Origin of the sequence: Burkholderia sp. AU45251, assembly GCF_030482905.1 — a bacterium.
Classification (GTDB): domain Bacteria; phylum Pseudomonadota; class Gammaproteobacteria; order Burkholderiales; family Burkholderiaceae; genus Burkholderia; species Burkholderia aenigmatica.
This window is the reverse complement of sequence record NZ_JAUJQH010000012.1, coordinates 54,680-73,350: the sequence shown is the minus strand read 5'-3', so window position 1 is coordinate 73,350 and position 18,671 is coordinate 54,680. Positions and strand designations below refer to the sequence as shown.

At 67.9% G+C, this 18,671-nt stretch carries 13 protein-coding genes; 7 read left to right on the top strand and 6 right to left on the bottom strand.

Features of this window, described 5'->3' with window-relative positions:
* Positions 1 to 42: 42 nt before the first annotated feature.
* Genes tssF through tssA form a run of 4 tightly spaced genes read left to right on the top strand, consistent with a single transcriptional unit; the run spans position 43 to position 6,819 of the window.
* Positions 43 to 1,878, top strand: coding sequence for a type VI secretion system baseplate subunit TssF (gene tssF / locus QZM67_RS22725; RefSeq protein WP_301806829.1), 1,836 nt, complete (start codon positions 43 to 45; stop codon positions 1,876 to 1,878).
* The gene (gene tssG / locus QZM67_RS22720) at positions 1,842 to 2,942 is read left to right on the top strand and encodes a type VI secretion system baseplate subunit TssG (protein ID WP_301806826.1); all 1,101 of its coding nucleotides are present in this window, start codon (positions 1,842 to 1,844) and stop codon (positions 2,940 to 2,942) included. Before tssF ends, tssG begins: the two co-directional genes overlap by 37 nt.
* A 44-nt stretch (positions 2,943 to 2,986) precedes the next feature.
* Positions 2,987 to 5,656 (top strand): type VI secretion system ATPase TssH, encoded by a 2,670-nt coding sequence (gene tssH, locus QZM67_RS22715; protein ID WP_301806822.1) that lies wholly within the window; start codon positions 2,987 to 2,989, stop codon positions 5,654 to 5,656.
* Positions 5,657 to 5,697: 41 nt separating this feature from the next.
* Positions 5,698 to 6,819: a type VI secretion system protein TssA gene (tssA, locus tag QZM67_RS22710; RefSeq protein ID WP_301806819.1), complete on the top strand. Its 1,122-nt coding sequence runs from the start codon at positions 5,698 to 5,700 to the stop codon at positions 6,817 to 6,819.
* 81 nt (positions 6,820 to 6,900) lie between these two features.
* On the opposite strand, the gene QZM67_RS22705 is transcribed toward tssA, so the two are convergent.
* From QZM67_RS22705 to QZM67_RS22690, 4 genes are all read right to left on the bottom strand, one after another.
* Positions 6,901 to 7,863 (bottom strand): OmpA family protein, encoded by a 963-nt coding sequence (locus QZM67_RS22705; protein ID WP_175023526.1) that lies wholly within the window; start codon positions 7,861 to 7,863, stop codon positions 6,901 to 6,903.
* Between the two features lie 4 nt (positions 7,864 to 7,867).
* On the bottom strand, positions 7,868 to 8,857 hold the full coding sequence (gene tagF, locus QZM67_RS22700; RefSeq protein WP_175023525.1) for a type VI secretion system-associated protein TagF: 990 nt from the start codon (positions 8,855 to 8,857) through the stop codon (positions 7,868 to 7,870).
* Positions 8,854 to 12,801: a type VI secretion system membrane subunit TssM gene (tssM, locus tag QZM67_RS22695; RefSeq protein ID WP_301806814.1), complete on the bottom strand. Its 3,948-nt coding sequence runs from the start codon at positions 12,799 to 12,801 to the stop codon at positions 8,854 to 8,856. Before tssM ends, tagF begins: the two co-directional genes overlap by 4 nt.
* Positions 12,802 to 13,102: 301 nt before the next feature.
* Positions 13,103 to 13,948: a M15 family metallopeptidase gene (locus QZM67_RS22690; protein WP_043191629.1), complete on the bottom strand. Its 846-nt coding sequence runs from the start codon at positions 13,946 to 13,948 to the stop codon at positions 13,103 to 13,105.
* 121 nt (positions 13,949 to 14,069) lie between these two features.
* On the opposite strand from QZM67_RS22690, the gene QZM67_RS22685 reads away from it, so the two are divergent.
* Together QZM67_RS22685 and QZM67_RS22680 are read left to right on the top strand one after the other, a co-directional pair.
* Positions 14,070 to 15,038 (top strand): phage tail protein, encoded by a 969-nt coding sequence (locus QZM67_RS22685; RefSeq protein ID WP_175023523.1) that lies wholly within the window; start codon positions 14,070 to 14,072, stop codon positions 15,036 to 15,038.
* Positions 15,039 to 15,242: 204 nt separating this feature from the next.
* Positions 15,243 to 16,268 carry a transporter gene (locus QZM67_RS22680; RefSeq protein WP_089449844.1) on the top strand — a complete coding sequence of 342 codons (1,026 nt, stop codon included), beginning with the start codon at positions 15,243 to 15,245 and terminating at the stop codon, positions 16,266 to 16,268.
* A 21-nt stretch (positions 16,269 to 16,289) separates the two neighbouring features.
* Here the strand turns inward: QZM67_RS22680 and QZM67_RS22675 are convergent, their stop codons facing one another.
* Both QZM67_RS22675 and QZM67_RS22670 read right to left on the bottom strand, forming a co-directional pair.
* Entirely contained in the window at positions 16,290 to 16,442 is a 153-nt protein-coding gene (locus QZM67_RS22675; RefSeq protein ID WP_301806810.1) for a DUF1427 family protein, read from the bottom strand.
* 24 nt (positions 16,443 to 16,466) lie between these two features.
* Positions 16,467 to 17,444 carry a zinc-binding alcohol dehydrogenase family protein gene (locus tag QZM67_RS22670; protein WP_301806807.1) on the bottom strand — a complete coding sequence of 326 codons (978 nt, stop codon included), beginning with the start codon at positions 17,442 to 17,444 and terminating at the stop codon, positions 16,467 to 16,469.
* A gap of 161 nt (positions 17,445 to 17,605) precedes the next feature.
* Here QZM67_RS22670 and QZM67_RS22665 point away from each other — a divergent pair, with 161 nt between their 5' ends.
* On the top strand, positions 17,606 to 18,526 hold the full coding sequence (locus QZM67_RS22665; protein WP_301806804.1) for a LysR family transcriptional regulator: 921 nt from the start codon (positions 17,606 to 17,608) through the stop codon (positions 18,524 to 18,526).
* The last annotated feature ends 145 nt before the right edge of the window (positions 18,527 to 18,671 follow it).

Sequence of the window (18,671 nt, the reverse complement as noted above, 5' to 3'; positions counted from 1 at the left end):
GGATCAGGGTCCGGCAGGAAATATTGAGGTTCGGGGTCGTCGATGGAAGAATTGCTGCCGTATTACGAGCGCGAATTATCGTTTTTGCGGCGCTATTCGCGAGATTTCGCGGAACGCTATCCGAAGATCGCGGCGCGGCTCGCGCTGTCGGGCGAGCATTGCGAGGATCCGCACGTCGAGCGGATGATCGAGTCGTTCGCGCTGCTCGGCGCGCGGATCAACAAAAAGCTCGACGACGATTACCCCGAATTCACCGAAGCGCTGCTGGAAGTGCTGTATCCGCACTACCTGCGGCCGTTCCCGTCGTGCTCGATCGCGCAGTTCACGCCGGCGTCGCCCGGCCAGCAGACCGAACCGGTCGTGATCGATCGCGGCACCGAGCTGAAGAGCCGCCCGATCCGCGGCGTGCAGTGCCGATTCCGCACGGCCTACGACGTGACGCTCGCGCCGATCCGCATCTCGGAAGCCCGCTTCACGCCGGTCGCACTCGCGCCGAGCGCGACAGTGCTGCCGTCGAACGCGACGGGCGTGATCTCGATCACGTTCGAATCGCTCGCCGCGCAGCTCGATCTCGGCGCGCTGAAGCTGCCGACGCTGCGCGCGCACCTGCACGGCGAACAGTCGTTCGTCGCCGCGCTGACCGACTGCCTGTTCGTCAACGTGCTCGGCGCGTATGTCGAGCCCGAACGCAACGGCCGCTGGACCGCGCTGCGCAAGCTGCCGATCGCGCACGCCGGCTTCGACGAAGAAGACGCGCTGATCGACTACCCGGCGAAATCGCATCCCGCGTATCGCCTGCTTACCGAATACTTCGCGTTCCCCGACAAGTTCGATTTCGTCGACTTCGACCTTGCGGCGATCGCGCGCGCGACCGGCCGCTGCCAGCGCGCGACGCTGCATCTCGTGCTGCAGGACGTGCGCAGCGATTCGCATGTCGCGCGGCTGCTCGAACTGCTGACGGCGAGCCACTTCCGGCTGTTCTGCACGCCGATCGTCAACCTGTTCCGCCAGCACGGCGAGCCGATCCGCATCACGCACCGCGCGGTGTCCTACCCGGTGATCGCCGAGGCACGGCGCGCGTTCGCGTACGAGGTGTATTCGATCGATTCGGTGAAGCTCGTCCGGCAGCAGGCGCACGAGGAATCGGTGATCGAGTTCCGGCCGTTCTATTCGCTGCATCACGGCGAATCGGCGCGGATCGGCCACTACTGGTTCGCGCGCCGCAACGACTGGGTCGCGCTGAAGAGCCCCGGCTATGAAACCGAGATCTCGATCGTCGACATCGATTTCGAGCCGACGTCGCCGCAGACCGACACGCTGAGCCTCGACCTCACCTGTACGAACCGGGACCTGCCGGCGATGCTCGCGTTCGGGCTCGAAGGCGGCGACCTGTTTCAGGAAGGCGGCGCGCAGACGAGCGGCATCGCGCTGCTGCGCCGCCCGACCCAGAGCGTGCGCTTCGAGCGCGGCCGCGCCGCGCACTGGCGGCTCGTGTCGCACCTCGCGCTCAATCACGTGTCGCTGGTCGCGCACGGCCTCGCGCCGCTGAAGGAAATGCTGACGCTGTACGACCTGCGGCGCACCGCCGTGTCGATGCGCCAGATCGATGGCCTCGCCGGCGTCGAGCAGCGCGGCGCGGTGCAGTGGCTGCCCGGCAAGCCGTTCGCGACCTTCGTGCGCGGCATCGAGATCCGCCTGACGATCGACGAGGAGCACTTCGTCGGCGCGAGCCTGGCCTCGTTCGTGCGCGTACTCGACAGCTTCTTCGGGCTGTACGTCCACCTCAACAGTTTCGTTCAACTAGTCGTCGTGTCGAAGCGCACCGGCGAGGAGATCATCCGATGCAAGCCCCGGACCGGCGAATCGATCCTGGCGTAGTCGACGCGCTGCTCGACGAACCGCACCGCTTCGAGTTCTTCCAGGCGGTGCGCGTGCTCGAAGGGCTGTTCGCGCGGCAGGCGTCGGATGCGCCCGGCGCGTGGCGGCAGGGCGACGTGGTCGCGCAGCGCATCGAATTCCGCAACACGCTGTCGCTCGGCTTTCCGCCGAGCGAAATCGAAGGCGCGCGCTCGTTCGACGACGACGGCACCCAGCTCAAGACGGGCGAGCAGCGCGGCGCCGCGCTCGCGGCCGGCGAGCTCGGCCACGTCGAGCTGACGCCCGCGTTCTTCGGGTTGCTGGGCGGGCAGGGCGCGCTGCCGCTGCATTACACCGAGCAGATCGTCGCGCGCGAGCACCTGAAGCGCGACCATGCGGCGCGCGCATTCTTCGACGTGTTCTCGAACCGCGCGACCGCGCTGTTCTATGCCGCGTGGAAGAAATACCGGCTGCCGTTCCATTACGAGCTCGACCGCGACGAGCGCTACCTGCCGCTGCTGCTCGCGATCGCGGGCGTGCCGAGCGACGAGGTGCGCGACAGCCTCGCGGCCGGCGCGGGCGGCGTGCTCGACGAGGCGGTCGCCGGCTATGCGCTGGCCGCGCGGCACCGGCCGATGTCGGCCGCGTACCTGCAGCGCACGCTGTCCGACTATTTCCGCGTGCCGGTGAAGATCGACCAGTTCGTCGGCAAGTGGTACGACGTGCCGCCCGACCAGCTGAGCGTGCTCGGCGAGGTCAATGCGGTGCTCGGTGCGACGGCGCTCGTCGGTGAGCGGGTGTGGCAGCGCGACATGCGCGCGCGGATCGTCATCGGTCCGCTGTCCAAGCGCGACTACGAGGCGTTCCTGCCCGGCGGCGCGCAGGCGGTCGCACTGGAGCGGATGCTGACGCTGCTCGCCGGCGTCACGCTCGAGTACGAGGTGAAGCTCGTGCTCAAGCGCACCGAGGTGGGTGCGAGCGTGCTCGGCGCGGGCTCGCGGCTCGGCTGGGACGCGTTCCTGTGCACGCGCGACGCGATCGAGGACCGCTCCGACGCGCGTTACGAACTGCACGTGATTCACTGATTCCGAACGACAACAAACACGCATTCGAACCTGAGATCGACGCCATGAGCACGCCTCTGAAGACCCTGATCACGAAACTGAACCCGCTGTGCCGCCACGCGACCGAGCGTGCGGCAAGCGCGTGCCTGGCGCGCGGCCACTACGAGGTCGATCTGGAGCACCTGTTCCTCGCGTTGCTCGACGAAGCGACGGGCGACCTGCCGCTCGCACTGCGCGCGAGCCGCGTCGATCCGCACGCGCTGCATGCCGATCTCGAGCGCGAACTGACGCGCCTGAAGACGGGCAACACGCGCACGCCGGTGTTTTCCGTGCACCTGATCGCGCTGTTCGAACAGGCATGGCTGATCGCGTCGCTCGACTCGCAGCTTGGCCGTATCCGTTCGGGGCACCTGCTGCTCGCGCTGCTGACTGCGCCCGATCTCGCGCAGTTCGCGCAACGGATGTCGTCGCAGTTTGCGGAAATGAACGTGACCGACCTGAAGCACAAGTTCGACGAGATCATGGCCGGCTCGAGCGAAGCCGAGCCGCGTCAGGCGGACGACGAGGGTAGCGACGTCGCGCCGGCCGTCGACGGCATGGCACCTGCGGCGGGCCCGTCGAAGACGCCCGCGCTCGACACGTACACGACCAACCTCACGCAGCGCGCACGCGACGGCAAGATCGACCCGGTGATCGGCCGCGAAGCCGAGATCCGCCAGGCGATCGACATCCTGATGCGCCGCCGCCAGAACAACCCGATCATGACCGGCGAGGCCGGCGTCGGCAAAACGGCGGTCGTCGAGGGCCTCGCGCTGCGCATCGCCGCCGACGACGTGCCGCCGCCGTTGCGCGGCGTCGCGCTGCACGTGCTCGACATGGGGCTGCTGCAGGCCGGCGCGAGCGTGAAGGGCGAATTCGAGAACCGCCTGAAGAGCGTGATCGACGAGGTGAAGAAGAGCGCGTATCCGATCATCCTGTTCATCGACGAGGCGCACACGATCATCGGCGCGGGCGGCCAGGCCGGCCAGAACGACGCGGCGAACCTGCTGAAGCCGGCGCTCGCGCGCGGCGAGCTGCGCACGATCGCCGCGACGACGTGGAGCGAATACAAGAAGTACTTCGAGAAGGATGCGGCGCTGGCGCGGCGCTTCCAGGTCGTGAAGGTCGAGGAGCCGAGCGAGCCGCTCGCGGCCGCGATGCTGCGCGGGATGTCCGGCCTGATGGAGAAGCACTTCAACGTGCGGATCCTCGACGACGCGATCACCGAGGCCGTGCGCCTGTCGCACCGCTACATCAGCGGCCGCCAGCTGCCGGACAAGGCGATCAGCGTGCTCGACACCGCGTGCGCGAAGGTCGCGCTCGCGCACAGCGCGACGCCGGCGGCGATCGACGACACGAAGAAGCGCATCGAGCGGATCGACGCGGAAATCGCGTCGCTGGAGCGTGAGGCAGCCGGCGGCGCGCCGCACGACGAGCGGCTCGGCGAGTTGCGCGGCACGCGCGACACGGCGCTCGAACAGCTTGCGAAGGACGAAGCGCGCTATGAAGCCGAGCGCGCGATCGTCGCCGAGATCACCGAACTGCGCGAAGCGCTCGACAAGGCACGCGGCCCGTCGGAAGACGGCCAGCCGGTCGACGTGCAGGCGACCCGCGACAAGCTCGCCGAACGCGTCGCGGCGCTGCATGCGTTGCAGGGCGGCGAGCCGATGGTGCCGCTGCAGGTTGACGGCCATGTCGTCGCCGAGATCGTCGCCGCGTGGACGGGCATTCCGCTCGGCCGGATGGTGAAGGACGAGATCGACACCGTGCTGAACCTGCAGCCGCTGCTCACCGCGCGCGTGATCGGCCAGGACCATGCGCTCGACGCGATCGCGCAGCGCGTGCGCACCGCGACCGCGAACCTCGAGGATCCGAACAAGCCGCGCGGCGTGTTCATGTTCGTCGGGCCGTCGGGCGTCGGCAAGACCGAGACGGCGCTTGCGCTGGCCGACATCCTGTACGGCGGCGAGCGCAAGATGGTCACGATCAACATGAGCGAGTACCAGGAAGCGCACAGCGTGTCGGGCCTGAAGGGCTCGCCGCCGGGCTACGTGGGCTACGGCGAAGGCGGCGTGCTGACCGAGGCCGTGCGCCGCAACCCGTATTCCGTCGTGCTGCTCGACGAGGTCGAGAAGGCGCACCCGGACGTGCTCGAGATGTTCTTCCAGGTGTTCGACAAGGGCGCGATGGACGATGCGGAAGGGCGCGAGATCGACTTCCGCAACACGCTGATCATCCTGACGTCGAACGTCGGTTCCGCCGCGGTGATGCAGGCGTGCCTGAACAAGCCGGCCGAGGAGCTGCCCGATCCGGACGCGCTCGCGGAGACGCTGCGCCCGCAGCTGTACAAGACCTTCAAGCCCGCGTTCCTCGGGCGGATGAAGGTCGTGCCGTACTACCCGATTTCCGACGACGTGCTGGCCGAGATCATCGAGCTGAAGCTCGAGCGGATCCGCCGCCGGATCGAGGCGAACCACAAGGCCGCGTTCGAATGGGACGAATCGCTCGTCGATGCGGTGCTCGCGCGCTGCACCGAGGTCGATTCGGGCGCCCGCAACGTCGACCATATCCTGAACGGCACGCTGCTGCCGGAGATCGCGGGCCACGTGCTCGGCCGGATCGCCGACGGCGAGGCCATCGCGCGCATCGCGGTGCGCGCGGACGAGGCCGGCGAATTCACGTACACCGTCGAATGAGCGCGGCCGCGCAACACAAGCATTGATGAACTGACCGAACCATGCCGATCAATCTCCCCGAGCTGCTGACGCCGATCAGCGATGCGTCGCCCAGCGGCGACGACCTGCTGTTTTCGAACGAATTCGACGCGATCCAGGACGCGCGGCGCTACGACGATCCGACGCTCGACCAGGGCGAGTGGGTGACCGAGATCAAGGAGGCCGACTGGGGCTTCGTGGTCGACCATGCGGGCGAACTGCTGCGCACACGCACGAAGGACCTGCGGCTCGCCGTGTGGCTGACCGAGGCGCTCGCGCTCGAGGACGGCATCACCGGCCTCAACGAAGGCTATGCGCTGCTAGAGGGCCTGTGCCGCGAATTTTGGGACACCGTGCACCCGTTGCCCGAAGACGACGACATCGAGCACCGGCTCGGCAACGTCGCGTGGCTGTCCGGCCGCACGGCCGAGCTGCTGCGCGCGGTGCCGATGACCGACGGCGCGTCGAACGCGTTCAGCACGCTTGACTGGGAAGTGGCGCAGCACGTCGCGCAGGCGATCAAGCGCGACCCGGAACACGCGGACGACATCGCACGCGGCAAGCCGTCGATCGAGCAGATCGATTCGTCGCGGCGCGTGACGTCGATCGCGTTCTACACGGCGTTGCTCGCGAACCTGAAGGCGTTCGAATTCGCGCTCGATGCGTTCGAGGAGCGGCTCGTCGAGCGCGCGGGCGATTCGGCGCCGAGCTTCCGGCAGGCGCGCGACGCGTTCGAGACCGTGTACCGGCTCGCCGAGCGCTTTGCGCGCGAGCAGGGCTATACGGGCAGCGCACCGCACTCGCAGTCGGCATCGCAGGCGCAGCCCGAACGCATCGAGCCGGTGTTCGGCAATCCGATCCAGACCGAGGAGACTCACGTGCAGCCGCAGCCCGTTCCGCGCGCCCCGGTGCCGCAGATGATCGCCGGCATCCAGAACCGTGCGCAGGCCGTCGACCAGTTGCGCGCGGTCGCCCGCTATTTCCGCCAGACCGAGCCGCACAGCCCGGTCGCGTATCTCGCCGACAAGGCGGCCGAATGGGCCGACATGCCGCTGCACAAGTGGCTCGAGAGCGTCGTCAAGGACGACGGTTCGCTGTCGCATATTCGCGAGCTGCTGGGCGTGCGGCCCGACGAGCAGTCGTAAACGCAAAACGGGCGGTGCATCGCTGCTGCCGCCCGTTGTTGCCTGCCGCGCCGCTCCGGGAGGAGCGGCAGCGGAGGTCCGTTACTGTCCCACCCGGAACTCGATGCGCCGGTTCCGTGCCCGTCCATCCGCCGTATCGTTCGGCGCGATCGGCTGATCCGGCCCGACGCCCGTCGTGGTCATCTGCTGCGGCTGAATGCTCTTCGTGATCAAGTAGCCCTTCACCGCATCCGCGCGCGCCTGGCTCAGCGCGATGTTCGACGTACGGTTCCCCGAGTTGTCGGTGTGGCCGATGATGTCGACCGTGCGGTTCTGCATCTTCGCGAGCGCGGCCGCCATCTGGTCGAGGATCTGCTTGCCCTGCGGCGTGAGCGTCGCGCTGCCGGTCTCGAATTCGATCGTCCGGTTGGCGAGCGTCTGGTCGAGCACGCCCTGTTCGGACGCCGACACGCGCAGCCCGTTCTTGATCGTGTACGTCGGGTTCAGCGTGTTCGCCATGTCGCTCGCGAGCTGCTGGCGTTGCGCCTCGTTGTGCACTTCGCCCTTCATCTCGATCTGCGTGCCGTTGATCTTCAACTGCCCCTTGCTGATCTGCTTGAGCTGCGCGCCGAGCAGCTTCTGCACGTTCGCGCTCCAGTTCGGCGGCGTTGCAACGTCGCCGACCTCGATCTGGTCGACGACGTTCGTCGCACCGTAGGTATCGCGCAGCTTCTGCAGCACGGCGGCCTTGGTCGCCTCGTCGGGCACCTTGCCGCCGACGACCACCTGGCCGGGCGTCGCGGTCGCGGGCGGCGGCGTGAGGGTGCTCGCGGTGCCGGCCGTGCCGTGCACGATGGCACCGGAGGCCGTCCCCGGTGCGGCGCCGGTGTTCGCGGACAGCGCGGTCGTCGCGACCGTGCCGTTGCCGACCGGCGTGACGGTCGCGCCGGTGTTCTGCGCGAACGCCGCGCCACTGGCGAAGAGCCCGACAGCGAGGAGGGCGGCGACGGCGGGCGAGAGCGCGGCCGAAAAGCGTGTGCGCCGGACGTGAATCGTGCGATGCATCCCGTCAGCCTCCGATGAACGCTTCGCGGAACGCGTCGATGGCGACGCGCAGCGAGAGTTGCGGTTGGTCGAGGTAGCTGACGAGCTTGCTGATCTGGTGATCGTTTTGCGCATGGGCGTCGATCCATTCGGGATCGTCGATGTCGATGTTGTGGGCGGCGTAGGTCTGCGGGTCGACGACGCTCAGCAGCGTCTTCGCCGACGCGCCGTTGAAGCCGATGATGAGCCGTTCGCGCTCGGCGATCGTGCCGATGAAGATCGCGAGCTCGAAGTCGGCTTGCGCGACGAACGGCGCGATCAGTTCGAGCCAGAACGCGGCGACGAGGCTGCGGTAGAACGGATCGACCGGCAGCGGCAGCGTGAGGCCGCGCTCGATGTGCGACGAGCCGCTCTGCATCACCGGCCGCAGCAGCGAGCCGAGCGCGAGCATCGCGCCGCGCAGCCGCACGGGATGACCGCTTTCGAGCAGCATCTCCTGGAGGCCATACAGCGACTGGTGTTCGACGAAATCGTTGAAGGTGCCGTCATGCGACGTGCCGGGGCCGCCGACGTCGATCGGCACCTGCGTGTCGCCGAGCGCCTGCAGCGCGCCGGGCGGCTCGTCCTTGCCGAGCAGCGGCGGGATCTGCGTGGCGACGCGCGACCACAGCCGCGCGAACGCGAGCGGGCTGCGCGCGAGGAACGCGAGCGGCCGGTCGACCTCGAGCGCGGTTGCGCCGAGGAACGGGAAGCGGCGCATCGACACGTCGTGGCTCGCGACCATGTGGCCCGCGATCGCGAGCTTGCTGCGCGAGCCGAGGAACGCGAAATGCATCGGCTTCGCCTCCTCGTAGACGAGCTTCCAGCGCGGATCTTCCGCGAGCAGTTCGAGCGCCTGCGCGATCCAGCGGTCGAGCGTCTGCAGCAACTGCGGGTTGTGCGGGCTCTTCACGAAGTCGCCACGCGACGGAATCTTGCCGAAGTAGGCGACTTGCGCCTGGACGGTTTGCGTCATTGCGCCCCCTGGGCATTCGTTGCGTTGGCGGCCGCGACGGCCGGCGCTGCGGCCGGCGTGCCCGTGCCGGCGGACTGGGTCGCGTTCTGCGCGGCACCCGCGCTCGCGTCGGCGACCGACGACGGCAACTGCAGGCCGCGCAGGCTCTGCTGCTGCGGCTGGTCGCCGCCACCGGCGGACGGTTGCGACGTGCTGATGATGCGCATCGTCACCGACACGTTCACGCTGCCCTGCGCCCACGTCAGGTCGAAGGTGCCGTCCGGTCGACGCTTGCGTTGCGCCGAGTTGATCAGCTTCTCGAGACCGTAGCGGCCCGGCTCGTTGACGAGCTGCACCGTGCGGCCGTCGAAGGTCGTCGCGGACAGCGTCGCGCCCGGCGAGCCCTGCGGGTTCGGCCACACGAAGTTGGTCCACTGCGGCGGCGTGTTGCGGTAGCGCAGTTGCTGGCCGTCGATCGCGATCGTGTATTCCGTCGTACCCGTGCTCGGTTGCGGCAGGATCTGGAACACGGTCTGCGGCTCGGACGACGCGGCGGCGCTGCCTGCCGCCCCGCCGGCGAGCGGTGCGACCCAGCGTGCGAAGCCGTTCGTGAAGTCCGGCGTGAGGCCGATGCCCATGTCGCCCCACGTGCGGGCGGCGAGGGTGTCGCCGCGGCGCACCGCGAGCGGCCCGAGCGTCGTGCCGACGAACTTCGCGATCGAACCGTCCGGGCCGAACACCTGCGCGATTTCACCGGCGCCGGCTTCGACCTTCGCGCTCGCCGCGAACGGGTACTTCGTCGCGAGCGAGTTCTGGAACGGCTGGTAGACCTGCGCGTTCCACACCTTGTTGACTTCGGCGCTGGCCGGCTGGATCACGACCGCGAACGCCTGCATCAGCGGCCGCACGAGCAGCGGACGCAGCGACTTGCGTTGCGAATCGGTGAGGCCCGTCAGCATCTGCTCGTCGACGAGCTTCAGCGAATCGGCGAGTTCCGAACCGTTGCCGTCGAGCGTCTGCTGCATCAGCTGGCGCGCGCCCGGGCCCGGATCGCCCTGGTTCTTGATCACGTTGAAGCGCGTGCGGACCTTCGACAGCGAATCCATGTAGCCCTTGAGCATCGACGTGCCGTCATGCACCGCGACGATCCGCGCGAGCCCGATGAACTCCTGGCCGATCGGACCCATCGGCACCTCGGCCGGATTGCCGTTGATGTCGATGTTGGCCGCCGCCACCTGGCCGGCCTGCGAGCGCGAGAACAGTTGCTTGACCCAGTTCACGACGCCCGTCTGCGCCTTCTTGATCGCCACGTTCGCGAGCGACGGGTTGTCCCACGAGGTCTGGTCGTACGCGGTCTCGAGGATCTTGCGGATCGGCGAATCCTGCGGGTCGCCGAGGCGGTTCATCCCGTCGACGGCCTGACCGAAGCTGCTGAAGCCCTGCACCGCGATGCCCTGCATGAACTTCTGCCAGTGCTGCGCATACTCGGTCTTGTACATGCCGACGAGCGTCTTCTGGATCTGCTCGGGGCTGCCCTCGAGCGTCAGGTCATCCTGCGTCGACGTGTTCAGCACCCAGTCCTTCGCCTGCAGTTCCTTGGTCGCCGCGTCGCGGATCGCCGGCTGCACGTAGTCGAACCACGCTTCGCGCGTGAACGTGCCCGGAATCGCGTAGCTGCCTGCCACGAGGCCCTGGTTGCCGTCGCCGACGATGCGCGCGATGGTCATCGGCGCGAAGCGGGTCGACGCGCGCGCCTTGATTTCCTCGTACACGCGCTGGCGAGCCGGCATCCCGCGCACGACGTGGCGCAGGTTTTCGCGGGTCTGGTCGACGAGCGCGAGGTTCGCGTCGATCATCGGCCAGTCGTCGTCGTTCACGCGGGACAGGTAGAACGAGATCATGCGCTCCGCGCTCTTGATCATCTCGTCACGCGGCATGTTGCCGCGATTCGTCTCGAGCCAGCCGCGCCAGAAGCGGGCGAGCTGGTCGGTCAGGTGCGCCTGCTCGACGTGGCGCTTGTCGGACAGCATCAGGTACGTCTTGAGCGCGTTGTACGCGTCCTGCACGTTGGTCGGCGACGCATCGCTGTAGAGGCCGCCCTGCGGTGCGGCCGGCTGCTGCGCGGCTGCGACGGGTGCGGTGCCGGACGCGGCCAGTGCGGCCCCGGCCAGCGGCGCGGCGCCTGCCGCGTTCGTCGAGACCGGCATCGCGCCACCCTGCACGGCCCCCGATTCGGGCGGGCGCGTCATCGGGACGAGCTGTTCGGGGTGCGCGTTCACGTCCTTCATGAACGATGCGAGGTTCTGCGACACCGGGGCCAGCAGGATCTGGCGCACGCCGTTGTAATACTCGGTCAGCAGGTGCTGCTCGAGACGGTCACCCTGGTACAGGCCGAGCGACACCGACAGCGGCTTGTCGCGGCGGAACTGCTCGAGCTGCTCGATCCGGTCTTCGAGGATGTCCATCGCCTGCAGGCGCGACTGCAGGTCGTTGCGGCCCTGCTGCAGGCGCGTGACGTTGTCGAGGTCGGCCTGCACGTTCGTGACGAGTTGCTGGTTGCCGATCGTCGACCACGTCCAGCCGCCGAGCGCGAGCGCGAGCGCCGCGACGAAGCCGAAGAAGGTTGCGTAGCGCAGCCGCGTCTTGGTCGGGCTCGCGAACTGGCGCACCGTCTGGCGATCCGCGAAGATCACCTTCGAGAACAGGTCGCGCAGGAAGAAGCCGTTCTTCGAGAAGGCACTGTGCGGCTTCGGCAGCGCAGCGCCGTCGAGGCCGAAGCGATGCGCGATGCGCTGCGCGGCCGCGCTGTTGGTTTCGCCTTCCTGCAGCGCGCTGGTGAAGTAGAAGCCGCGGAAGATCGGCTTGTACTGGAACGGGTTGTTCTCGAACAGTGTCGCGAGGAACGCGCGCAGCGACGGCTTGATCGTCGAGAATTCGAGCGGGAAGCTCAACTGGCCCGGCGACAGCTGGTTGCCGCGCGACAGCGACAATTGCGCGACGCTGATCTCCTTCAGCCCTTCGTAGAGTTCCTCGAAGTGCGTGTCGAACTGCGCGACGACGTCGCGCTTGTCGTCGGGCTCGTAGGGCAGGGTGGCGCCCCACACGCGGTCGTACTCGTGCTTGTCGCTGCTGCTGAAGAATTCGGTGAAGCCGGTGATCAGGTCGGCCTTCGTGAACATCACGTAGACCGGCGCGAACACTTCGAGCTTCTCCGTCAGCTCCTGAACGCGCTGGCGGAGGTTTTTCGCGAGGTTGATCGCAAATTCGGGGCGGTTGCCGGTGAGTTCGGCGATGCTCGCGGTGACGATGATGCCGTTGATCGGCGCCTTCGGGCGATAGCGCTTGAGCAGGCCGAGGAAGCCGAGCCACTCGCTGCGGTCTTCCTCGTGCACCGAATAGCGGCCGGCCGTGTCGAGCAGGATCCCCTCGGTCGTGAAGAACCAGTCGCAGTTACGCGTACCGCCGATGCCGTGGATCACCGCGCTGTTCTTGTCCGCGAACGGGAACTGCAGGCCGGAATTAAGCACGGCGCTGCTTTTGCCCGCGGCCGGGTTGCCGATCACGATGTACCACGGCAGTTCGTACAGCGCGGAGCCGCCCGACACCTGGCCGATCTTCGACGTCTTGATCGTCTTCACCGCGTCCGACAGGCGCGTGCGCAGCACGTCGAGGTCGGCCGTCTTCGCGTCGGGGGCGAGTGCGGCGGCGGCGGGCGCGGCGATCTTGCCGGTTTCCGCCTGCTCTTCCAGCACCTGGCCGAGCTGCTGGTTCGCGCGCTTCACGCGCCAGCGGCGCCACAGCGCGACGACGAGCCACAGCGCGAGGATCGTCGCGAATGCGGTTGCCGCCCACAGGAGCGGCAACTGCAGCATGTCCGCGACGATGAAGAGGATGGCCGCTAGCGCGACGATCCCGACGATCGAGAGCGTACGCGGATGAGTCAGCACGTTGAGGATGCGTTGCATAGGACGTTCAGGTTCCGGTGCGATTCGGTGAGGCGACGCAGGCGCGCCGAGCGGCAAGGGTGGCGCCGCGATGTGTCGCCATGCTGTCAAACGGGATGAAGGGGGCTGGCATCAATGCGCCCGCGGCATCGGAGAAGGCGCGCGCATTAATGAAAGGACGCTGTGAGATTTAAAACGGAAGCGGCGGCCGGAAAAAATCGCGCACCGGAATGCATGATTTTTTGCGCCGCCCATATCGTTTCCTGCCGGGATATTAAAAAGCCCCATGCCGCCCTCATTATTTCCTGTCCGGCAGCCTTGGCTAGCTGCCGCGTCCCAGTTTAAAACCGGGTTTATGGTATTCCACGTGCCCGAGATCCATCATTTTCCAGCGGCCGCCCCAGGTCAGGCCGACCTGTTCGGCGACCTGGCCGTACAACTGATAGCCGCGCATCGCCCACGGATCTTTCTCGGAAATGACCAGCTTGCCGTCGCGCAGGAATGCGTTGTCGGCCGCCAGCCCGAATTGGTGATAACTCTGGAAGGCCGCCGCGTTGGTCACGCTACCGCCCATCTGCGCGAGCCGGTTCTGCCGTTCCGGGCTCCGATAACCTTCCAGCAACGCCATTTCATAGCCATATTGTTCGTGCATGATCTTGTAGACCAGCAGCAAACGCGTACGGAAATCCGGATCCAGCAGGTTCCAGTCGCGGCTCGCATCCTTCAGCGCCGGGCGTACCTGTTCGACTTCCTTGGTGGCGAAGACTTCCGGCGGCAGCGGCGGGGGCGGCACGAGTTGTTCGCCCTGCAGCAGCGCGGCGATCTTCTCGTCGGGCACGCGCGCCGTGTCGTCGTACTGGAACAATTGCCGGCCGCGTAACGCAATGGCGACCAATGGCGGCGTCGCAAGAATACCTGCCGATACCATAATCATCAAGCGCCGCCGAATCAGTAAATTTTGCACGTCGTTTAAAGCGCCGCGCGTAATGCTTGCCGATTTAACAATCTGACTTCGCGTACGCGTGGCGCGATCGTTCGCACGGCGCGTGAGACGGCCGTGAAACTGGGCGACGGATTCGAAAACGGTCGCGCGGATACCCGGTAAAAGCAACAGTGCCGCAACCGCTACGGCAAGGGCGAAATAGGCGACGAGTGCGACGGCAATCAACGAAATCCCCGGAAATTGGAATTGATTGTGTTTTGCAATGCTTGCTCTTAGAATCAGGCTGCTTCGAGAGGCCGGGCTATATTATCGCGGTGAATTAAACCAGGATTCAATGAGACGCTGAATGAGTGCGCCGGAAAATTCAAATTCGAAATCTCCGCCCAGCCTGCTGTCCGATACCAAACCGGCAGGCGACGGAGCTCAGCAGTCGCGCATTCTCGCGAATCTGGAAGGACGTGTCACGCCGCCGGCCGAACCGCCGCGCCGTTCGCTGAAGGCGCCGATCGCCGCCGTCGTGGCCCTGGTGGTCGCCGTTGGCGGCTGGGGCGCTTGGCGCATGCAGCATGCGAGCGAGCAGGCCCCCGTCGTGGCGGCCGAGGCCGCACCTGCAGCGGCTGCACCGGCGAAGGTCGCAGCGGCCAGCGACACCGCCGTGCAGGTCGCGCAGAATGCCGCGTCCGCTGCATCCGCCGTGCAACCGGCCACGATCGTCAACGACGACGCGGCGTCCCGAACCGTTGCGTCCGCATCGTCCGCGTCTGCCGCGGACAACAGCCGCCTGTCGCGCGCGCTCGCCAATGGCGCCGATGACGCATCGGGCGCGGCCACAGCCGGTGCGGCCGCTGCTGCTGCCGCTGCGACGACCAAGACCGCGAAGGCCGACGCCGCGAAGGGCGCGAAGGTCGCGGCGCGTGGCAAGGCCGATGCGAAGACCGACACGAAGGCCGATGCGAAGGCTGACGCCCGCAAGCATCACAAGGAACAGCAGGCCGAGCTCGCTCAGGCGAAGAAGCATCGCGACGCCACGCCGACCCGTACCGGGAAGGCTGGCGGGAAGGACGATCCGGATGCGGATCTGCTCGCGGCGCTCGTCGCGCGCACGAAGCCGGCCGACAAGAAACTCGCCGCGCAGAAGGTGCAGGCCGTGCCGACCAAGACGGCCGCGACGACCGGCTCGCTGGCGTCGCGCGTGAAGGAGTGTTCGGAGCGCGGTTTCTTCGAGGATCAACTGTGCCGTTGGCGCGTCTGTGAAGGCCACTGGGGCAAGGATCCTGCGTGCCCGAGCGCCGCGCAGTCGGAGACGCGGCAGTAACGTCTCGTGCACGCCGTCCGCCGCACCTGCGCCGCCCGTTGGGCGGCGCGTTGCTTTGAGGGCACGGAATCGTGCCGGTATGATGCGGCGTGACGTTGTCACCGGCGCGTCATGCCCGTCGGGCATACGTCTCTTTTCCTTTTCCGGCGCGGGCGCGCGACCCGCGATGCGCGGCGCGCCGCGCGCCGCACGACCTTCTACACGATGGACCTGATCGTACAGACTTACGGCGCCGATACGTCCGGCATGGTGTGCGGATTCCGCTTCGTTCCCGGCGGATCCGGCGCGATGCTCGATGCGGACGCGGCCGCTACGTGGCTGCGCACGTGCCGCGAGCACGATGCCGGATCGGGCGATTTCGTCTGGCTGCACTTCAATCTCGCGCACGGCGCGAGCGAGCGCTGGATGCGCACCCATCTCGGGCTGCCCGACAGCTTCTTCGCATTCCTCCACGAAGGGTCGCGCTCGACGCGCATCGAGCAGGAAGACGGCGCATTGCGCGCGATCGTCAACGACGTGATGTTCAACCTCGAACTGACGCCGTCGGAGATCGCGACGCTGTTCGTCCACGTCGAGCGGCGCATCATGGTCACCGCGCGGCTCAAGCCGCTGCGCTCGGTCGACACGCTGCGCGCATGTGTGCGCGACGGCGAGGAATTCAGGTCGCCCGCGGAACTGCTCGTGCACCTGCTGCGCGACCAGGCCGACCTGCTGATCCAGATCATGCGGCGCACGAGCGTCGACGTCGACCGCATCGAGGATCGCTTCCTGTCGCAGCGGCTCACGTCGAGCCGCATCGAGCTCGGCACGATGCGCCGCACGCTGACGCGCCTGCAGCGCATGCTCGCGCCCGAGCCCGGGTCGATCTTCCGGCTGCTCGCGAAGCCGCCGGCCTGGCTGCACGTGGAAGACGTGCAGGAGCTGCGGGAGTCGACCGAAGAGTTCTCGCTGGTACTCGCCGATCTTGCCGGACTCAACGAGCGGATCAAGCTGTTGCAGGAAGAGATCGGTTCGCGTCTCGAGGAGCAGAACAACCGGACGCTGTTCACGCTGACGCTCGTGACCGTGATTGCGCTGCCGATCAACATCGTCGCCGGGTTCTTCGGGATGAACGTCGGCGGTGTGCCGTTCTCGGAGAACAAGCACGGCTTCTGGCTGATGGTGCTGCTCGTCGCGGGCTTCACGGGGCTCGCCGCGTGGTGGGCGTTCCGTCGGCGCAACGACCGCTAGCGCCGGCGCCGCGTCGATCCGTCAGTGCAGCAGCGCGATCGCGCGTTCGCCGATCACCATCCCGAGCAGGCCCACCAGCGCGACGAGCGGCGGGGCCGGCGAGCGCACGTGCAGCAGCGCGTACAGCACACCGACGCCGAGGCCCACCGCGAGCGAAATCACATAATCCGTCATGGCAGTCTCCCGTGCGGTCCGGCGTCAGGGTTTGACGATGACGCGCTCGCGCGCACCGGCCAGCACCGCGCGATACGCGTCGTGGGCGCGCTCGAGCGGGTACACGTAGTCGTCGCCGATCGGGAACGGGCGCAGCGTGCCGTTGCCGAAGCCGGGCGCGAGCGTGTCGAGGATCTGCGCGACCGCGGCGCCGCCAAGCTGCAGCGAATCGACGCCCACGAACGTGTGCTGGCCGCGATAGAACGCGAAGATGTCGAACGGCACGCTGCGGTCGATCGTCGAGATGAAGATCTGCCGCGCACCGATCGCCATCGACGCGTTCGCGGCTTCGAAATACGGGCTGCCGACCGTGTTGTAGATGATGTCCGCACCGTGGCCGCCGGTCGCCGCGCGCACCGCGTCGGCCACTGACTGGCTCGACGCGTCGATCATGTGTACGTCGCCCGATGCATGGCCGCGATAACCGCCGGGGCTGCGCTCGACGCCGATCACGGTCGCGCCGTGCGCGGTCGCGAGTTGGATCGCGGCCTGGCCGACCTTGCCGTTCGCGCCGAACACGAGCACGACGTCGCCGGCCGTCGGCATGCCGGCGCGGCGCAGGCCTTCGTACGCGGTGACGAACGGCACGCCGACGCCGGCCGCTTCGTCGAGCGTCAGCACGGCAGGCTTGCGGCGCACCCATGACGCGTCGAGTACGAGCCACTCCGCATGCGAGCCGTCGCGATGCACGCCAAGATCGCCACCCGAGCCCCACACCGGCGCGCCGATCCAGTCGTCCGGGCCGCTGCGCACGATGCCGGCCCAGTCGCGCCCGGGCGTGCGCGGCCACACCGCGTGCGGCATGCGCCCGAGCGCAGCCTTCACGTCGCTCGGGTTCACGCCGGCCGCGCGTACCTCGATCAGCATCTGGCCGTCGGCCGGGACGGGCGTGTCGATTTCCCTCACACGCGCGTCGAGCGAGTCGATGTCGGCGGCGGGGGCGTCGAAGCGGATGCTGCGCATGATGATCTCCGTGGCGGTTGGCTGCCGCGCGGCCGGTCGGGCCGGTGCGTGCAGCGGGTGAAAAGGATGAATGCAGTCTAGTCGGCCCGGTTTGACGCGGAAACCCGCAAAGGCGGATGATTGTTTTGCGATAGACGCATAGCCAACTCCGAGGGCCCTGAATGGACGATTTCCTTTCCCCGCATCTGGCGCTGTTCGTCGACGTGGTCGACCAGCAGAGCTTCTCGGCGGCCGCACGCCGGCTGGGCGTCGCCGCGTCGTCGGTCACGCGGCGCATCGACCGGCTCGAGACGCAGCTCGGCATCCGTCTGCTGCATCGCACCACGCACGCGCTGCGGCCGACCGAGGCCGGGCAGTTGCTGTACGGGCGCGCGATGCGGATGCTGGCCGAGCTGCGCGGCCTGCAGGAAGACCTGCACAGCCAGCACGACGAGCCGAGCGGGCTGTTGCGCGTCGACTGTCCGGCGCCGTTCGGCCGGCGGCACCTGATGGCCGCGCTGGCCGCGTTCATGCAGCGTCATCCGGCGCTGCAGGTCGACCTGGTGCTGACCGACAGCATGGTCGATCTGCAGGGCGCGCGGCTCGGCTCCGACGTCGATCTCGCGGTGCGCATCGGCCCGATCGAGGACACGCGCTTCGTTGCGACCGTGCTGGCACCGCAGCGGCGCGTGCTGTGCGCGAGCGCGGCGTATCTGGCGCGGCGCGGCGAGCCCGAGTCGCCCGACGCGCTCGCCGGGCACGACTGCCTCGCCTGGCACGGTGCGCCGCCACCGGGCGCGTGGCGCTTCGGCGAGCGCCGCCACGCGCCGGCGCAGCCGCGGTTTCGCAGCAATCATTCGGAAGCGTTGCTCGAAGCCGCAATCGACGGGCTCGGCCTCGCGCACCTGCCGACCTGGCTCGCGGGCGACGCGCTGCGCGACGGGCGCTTGCGCGCGGTGCTGCCGCAGTTCGCGGCGGCGCCCGAGCAGGCGACGATCCACGTGTTGCGCCAGCAGGCGCGCGGCACCGCACGCGCGGCGCGGCTCGTCGCGTTCCTCGCGACCTGGTTCGCGCAGCCGGCGTGGGATGCCGCGTGGGCATGACGGCGGGTGCGGGTGTCGCGTTGCGGGGCCGGATAAGCGCCGGGCATAAAAACGCCGGGCATAAAAAAGGGCCCCGCATGCGAGGCCCGTCAAAGGTCGGAGAAGCCGGTACGCCGGCCGGCAGCTGCAGACTGCGCGGCGCCGG

What these genes read in the sequence shown, in the direction of transcription:
- tssF (WP_301806829.1), top strand. Translation starts at nt 43, where the DNA reads ATGGAAGAATTGCTGCCGTATTACGAGCGCGAATTATCGTTTTTGCGG.
- tssG (WP_301806826.1), top strand. Translation starts at nt 1,842, where the DNA reads ATGCAAGCCCCGGACCGGCGAATCGATCCTGGCGTAGTCGACGCGCTG.
- tssH (WP_301806822.1), top strand. Translation starts at nt 2,987, where the DNA reads ATGAGCACGCCTCTGAAGACCCTGATCACGAAACTGAACCCGCTGTGC.
- tssA (WP_301806819.1), top strand. Translation starts at nt 5,698, where the DNA reads ATGCCGATCAATCTCCCCGAGCTGCTGACGCCGATCAGCGATGCGTCG.
- QZM67_RS22705 (WP_175023526.1), bottom strand. Translation starts at nt 7,863, where the DNA reads ATGCATCGCACGATTCACGTCCGGCGCACACGCTTTTCGGCCGCGCTC.
- tagF (WP_175023525.1), bottom strand. Translation starts at nt 8,857, where the DNA reads ATGACGCAAACCGTCCAGGCGCAAGTCGCCTACTTCGGCAAGATTCCG.
- tssM (WP_301806814.1), bottom strand. Translation starts at nt 12,801, where the DNA reads ATGCAACGCATCCTCAACGTGCTGACTCATCCGCGTACGCTCTCGATC.
- QZM67_RS22685 (WP_175023523.1), top strand. Translation starts at nt 14,070, where the DNA reads ATGAGTGCGCCGGAAAATTCAAATTCGAAATCTCCGCCCAGCCTGCTG.
- QZM67_RS22680 (WP_089449844.1), top strand. Translation starts at nt 15,243, where the DNA reads ATGGACCTGATCGTACAGACTTACGGCGCCGATACGTCCGGCATGGTG.
- QZM67_RS22675 (WP_301806810.1), bottom strand. Translation starts at nt 16,442, where the DNA reads ATGACGGATTATGTGATTTCGCTCGCGGTGGGCCTCGGCGTCGGTGTG.
- QZM67_RS22670 (WP_301806807.1), bottom strand. Translation starts at nt 17,444, where the DNA reads ATGCGCAGCATCCGCTTCGACGCCCCCGCCGCCGACATCGACTCGCTC.
- QZM67_RS22665 (WP_301806804.1), top strand. Translation starts at nt 17,606, where the DNA reads ATGGACGATTTCCTTTCCCCGCATCTGGCGCTGTTCGTCGACGTGGTC.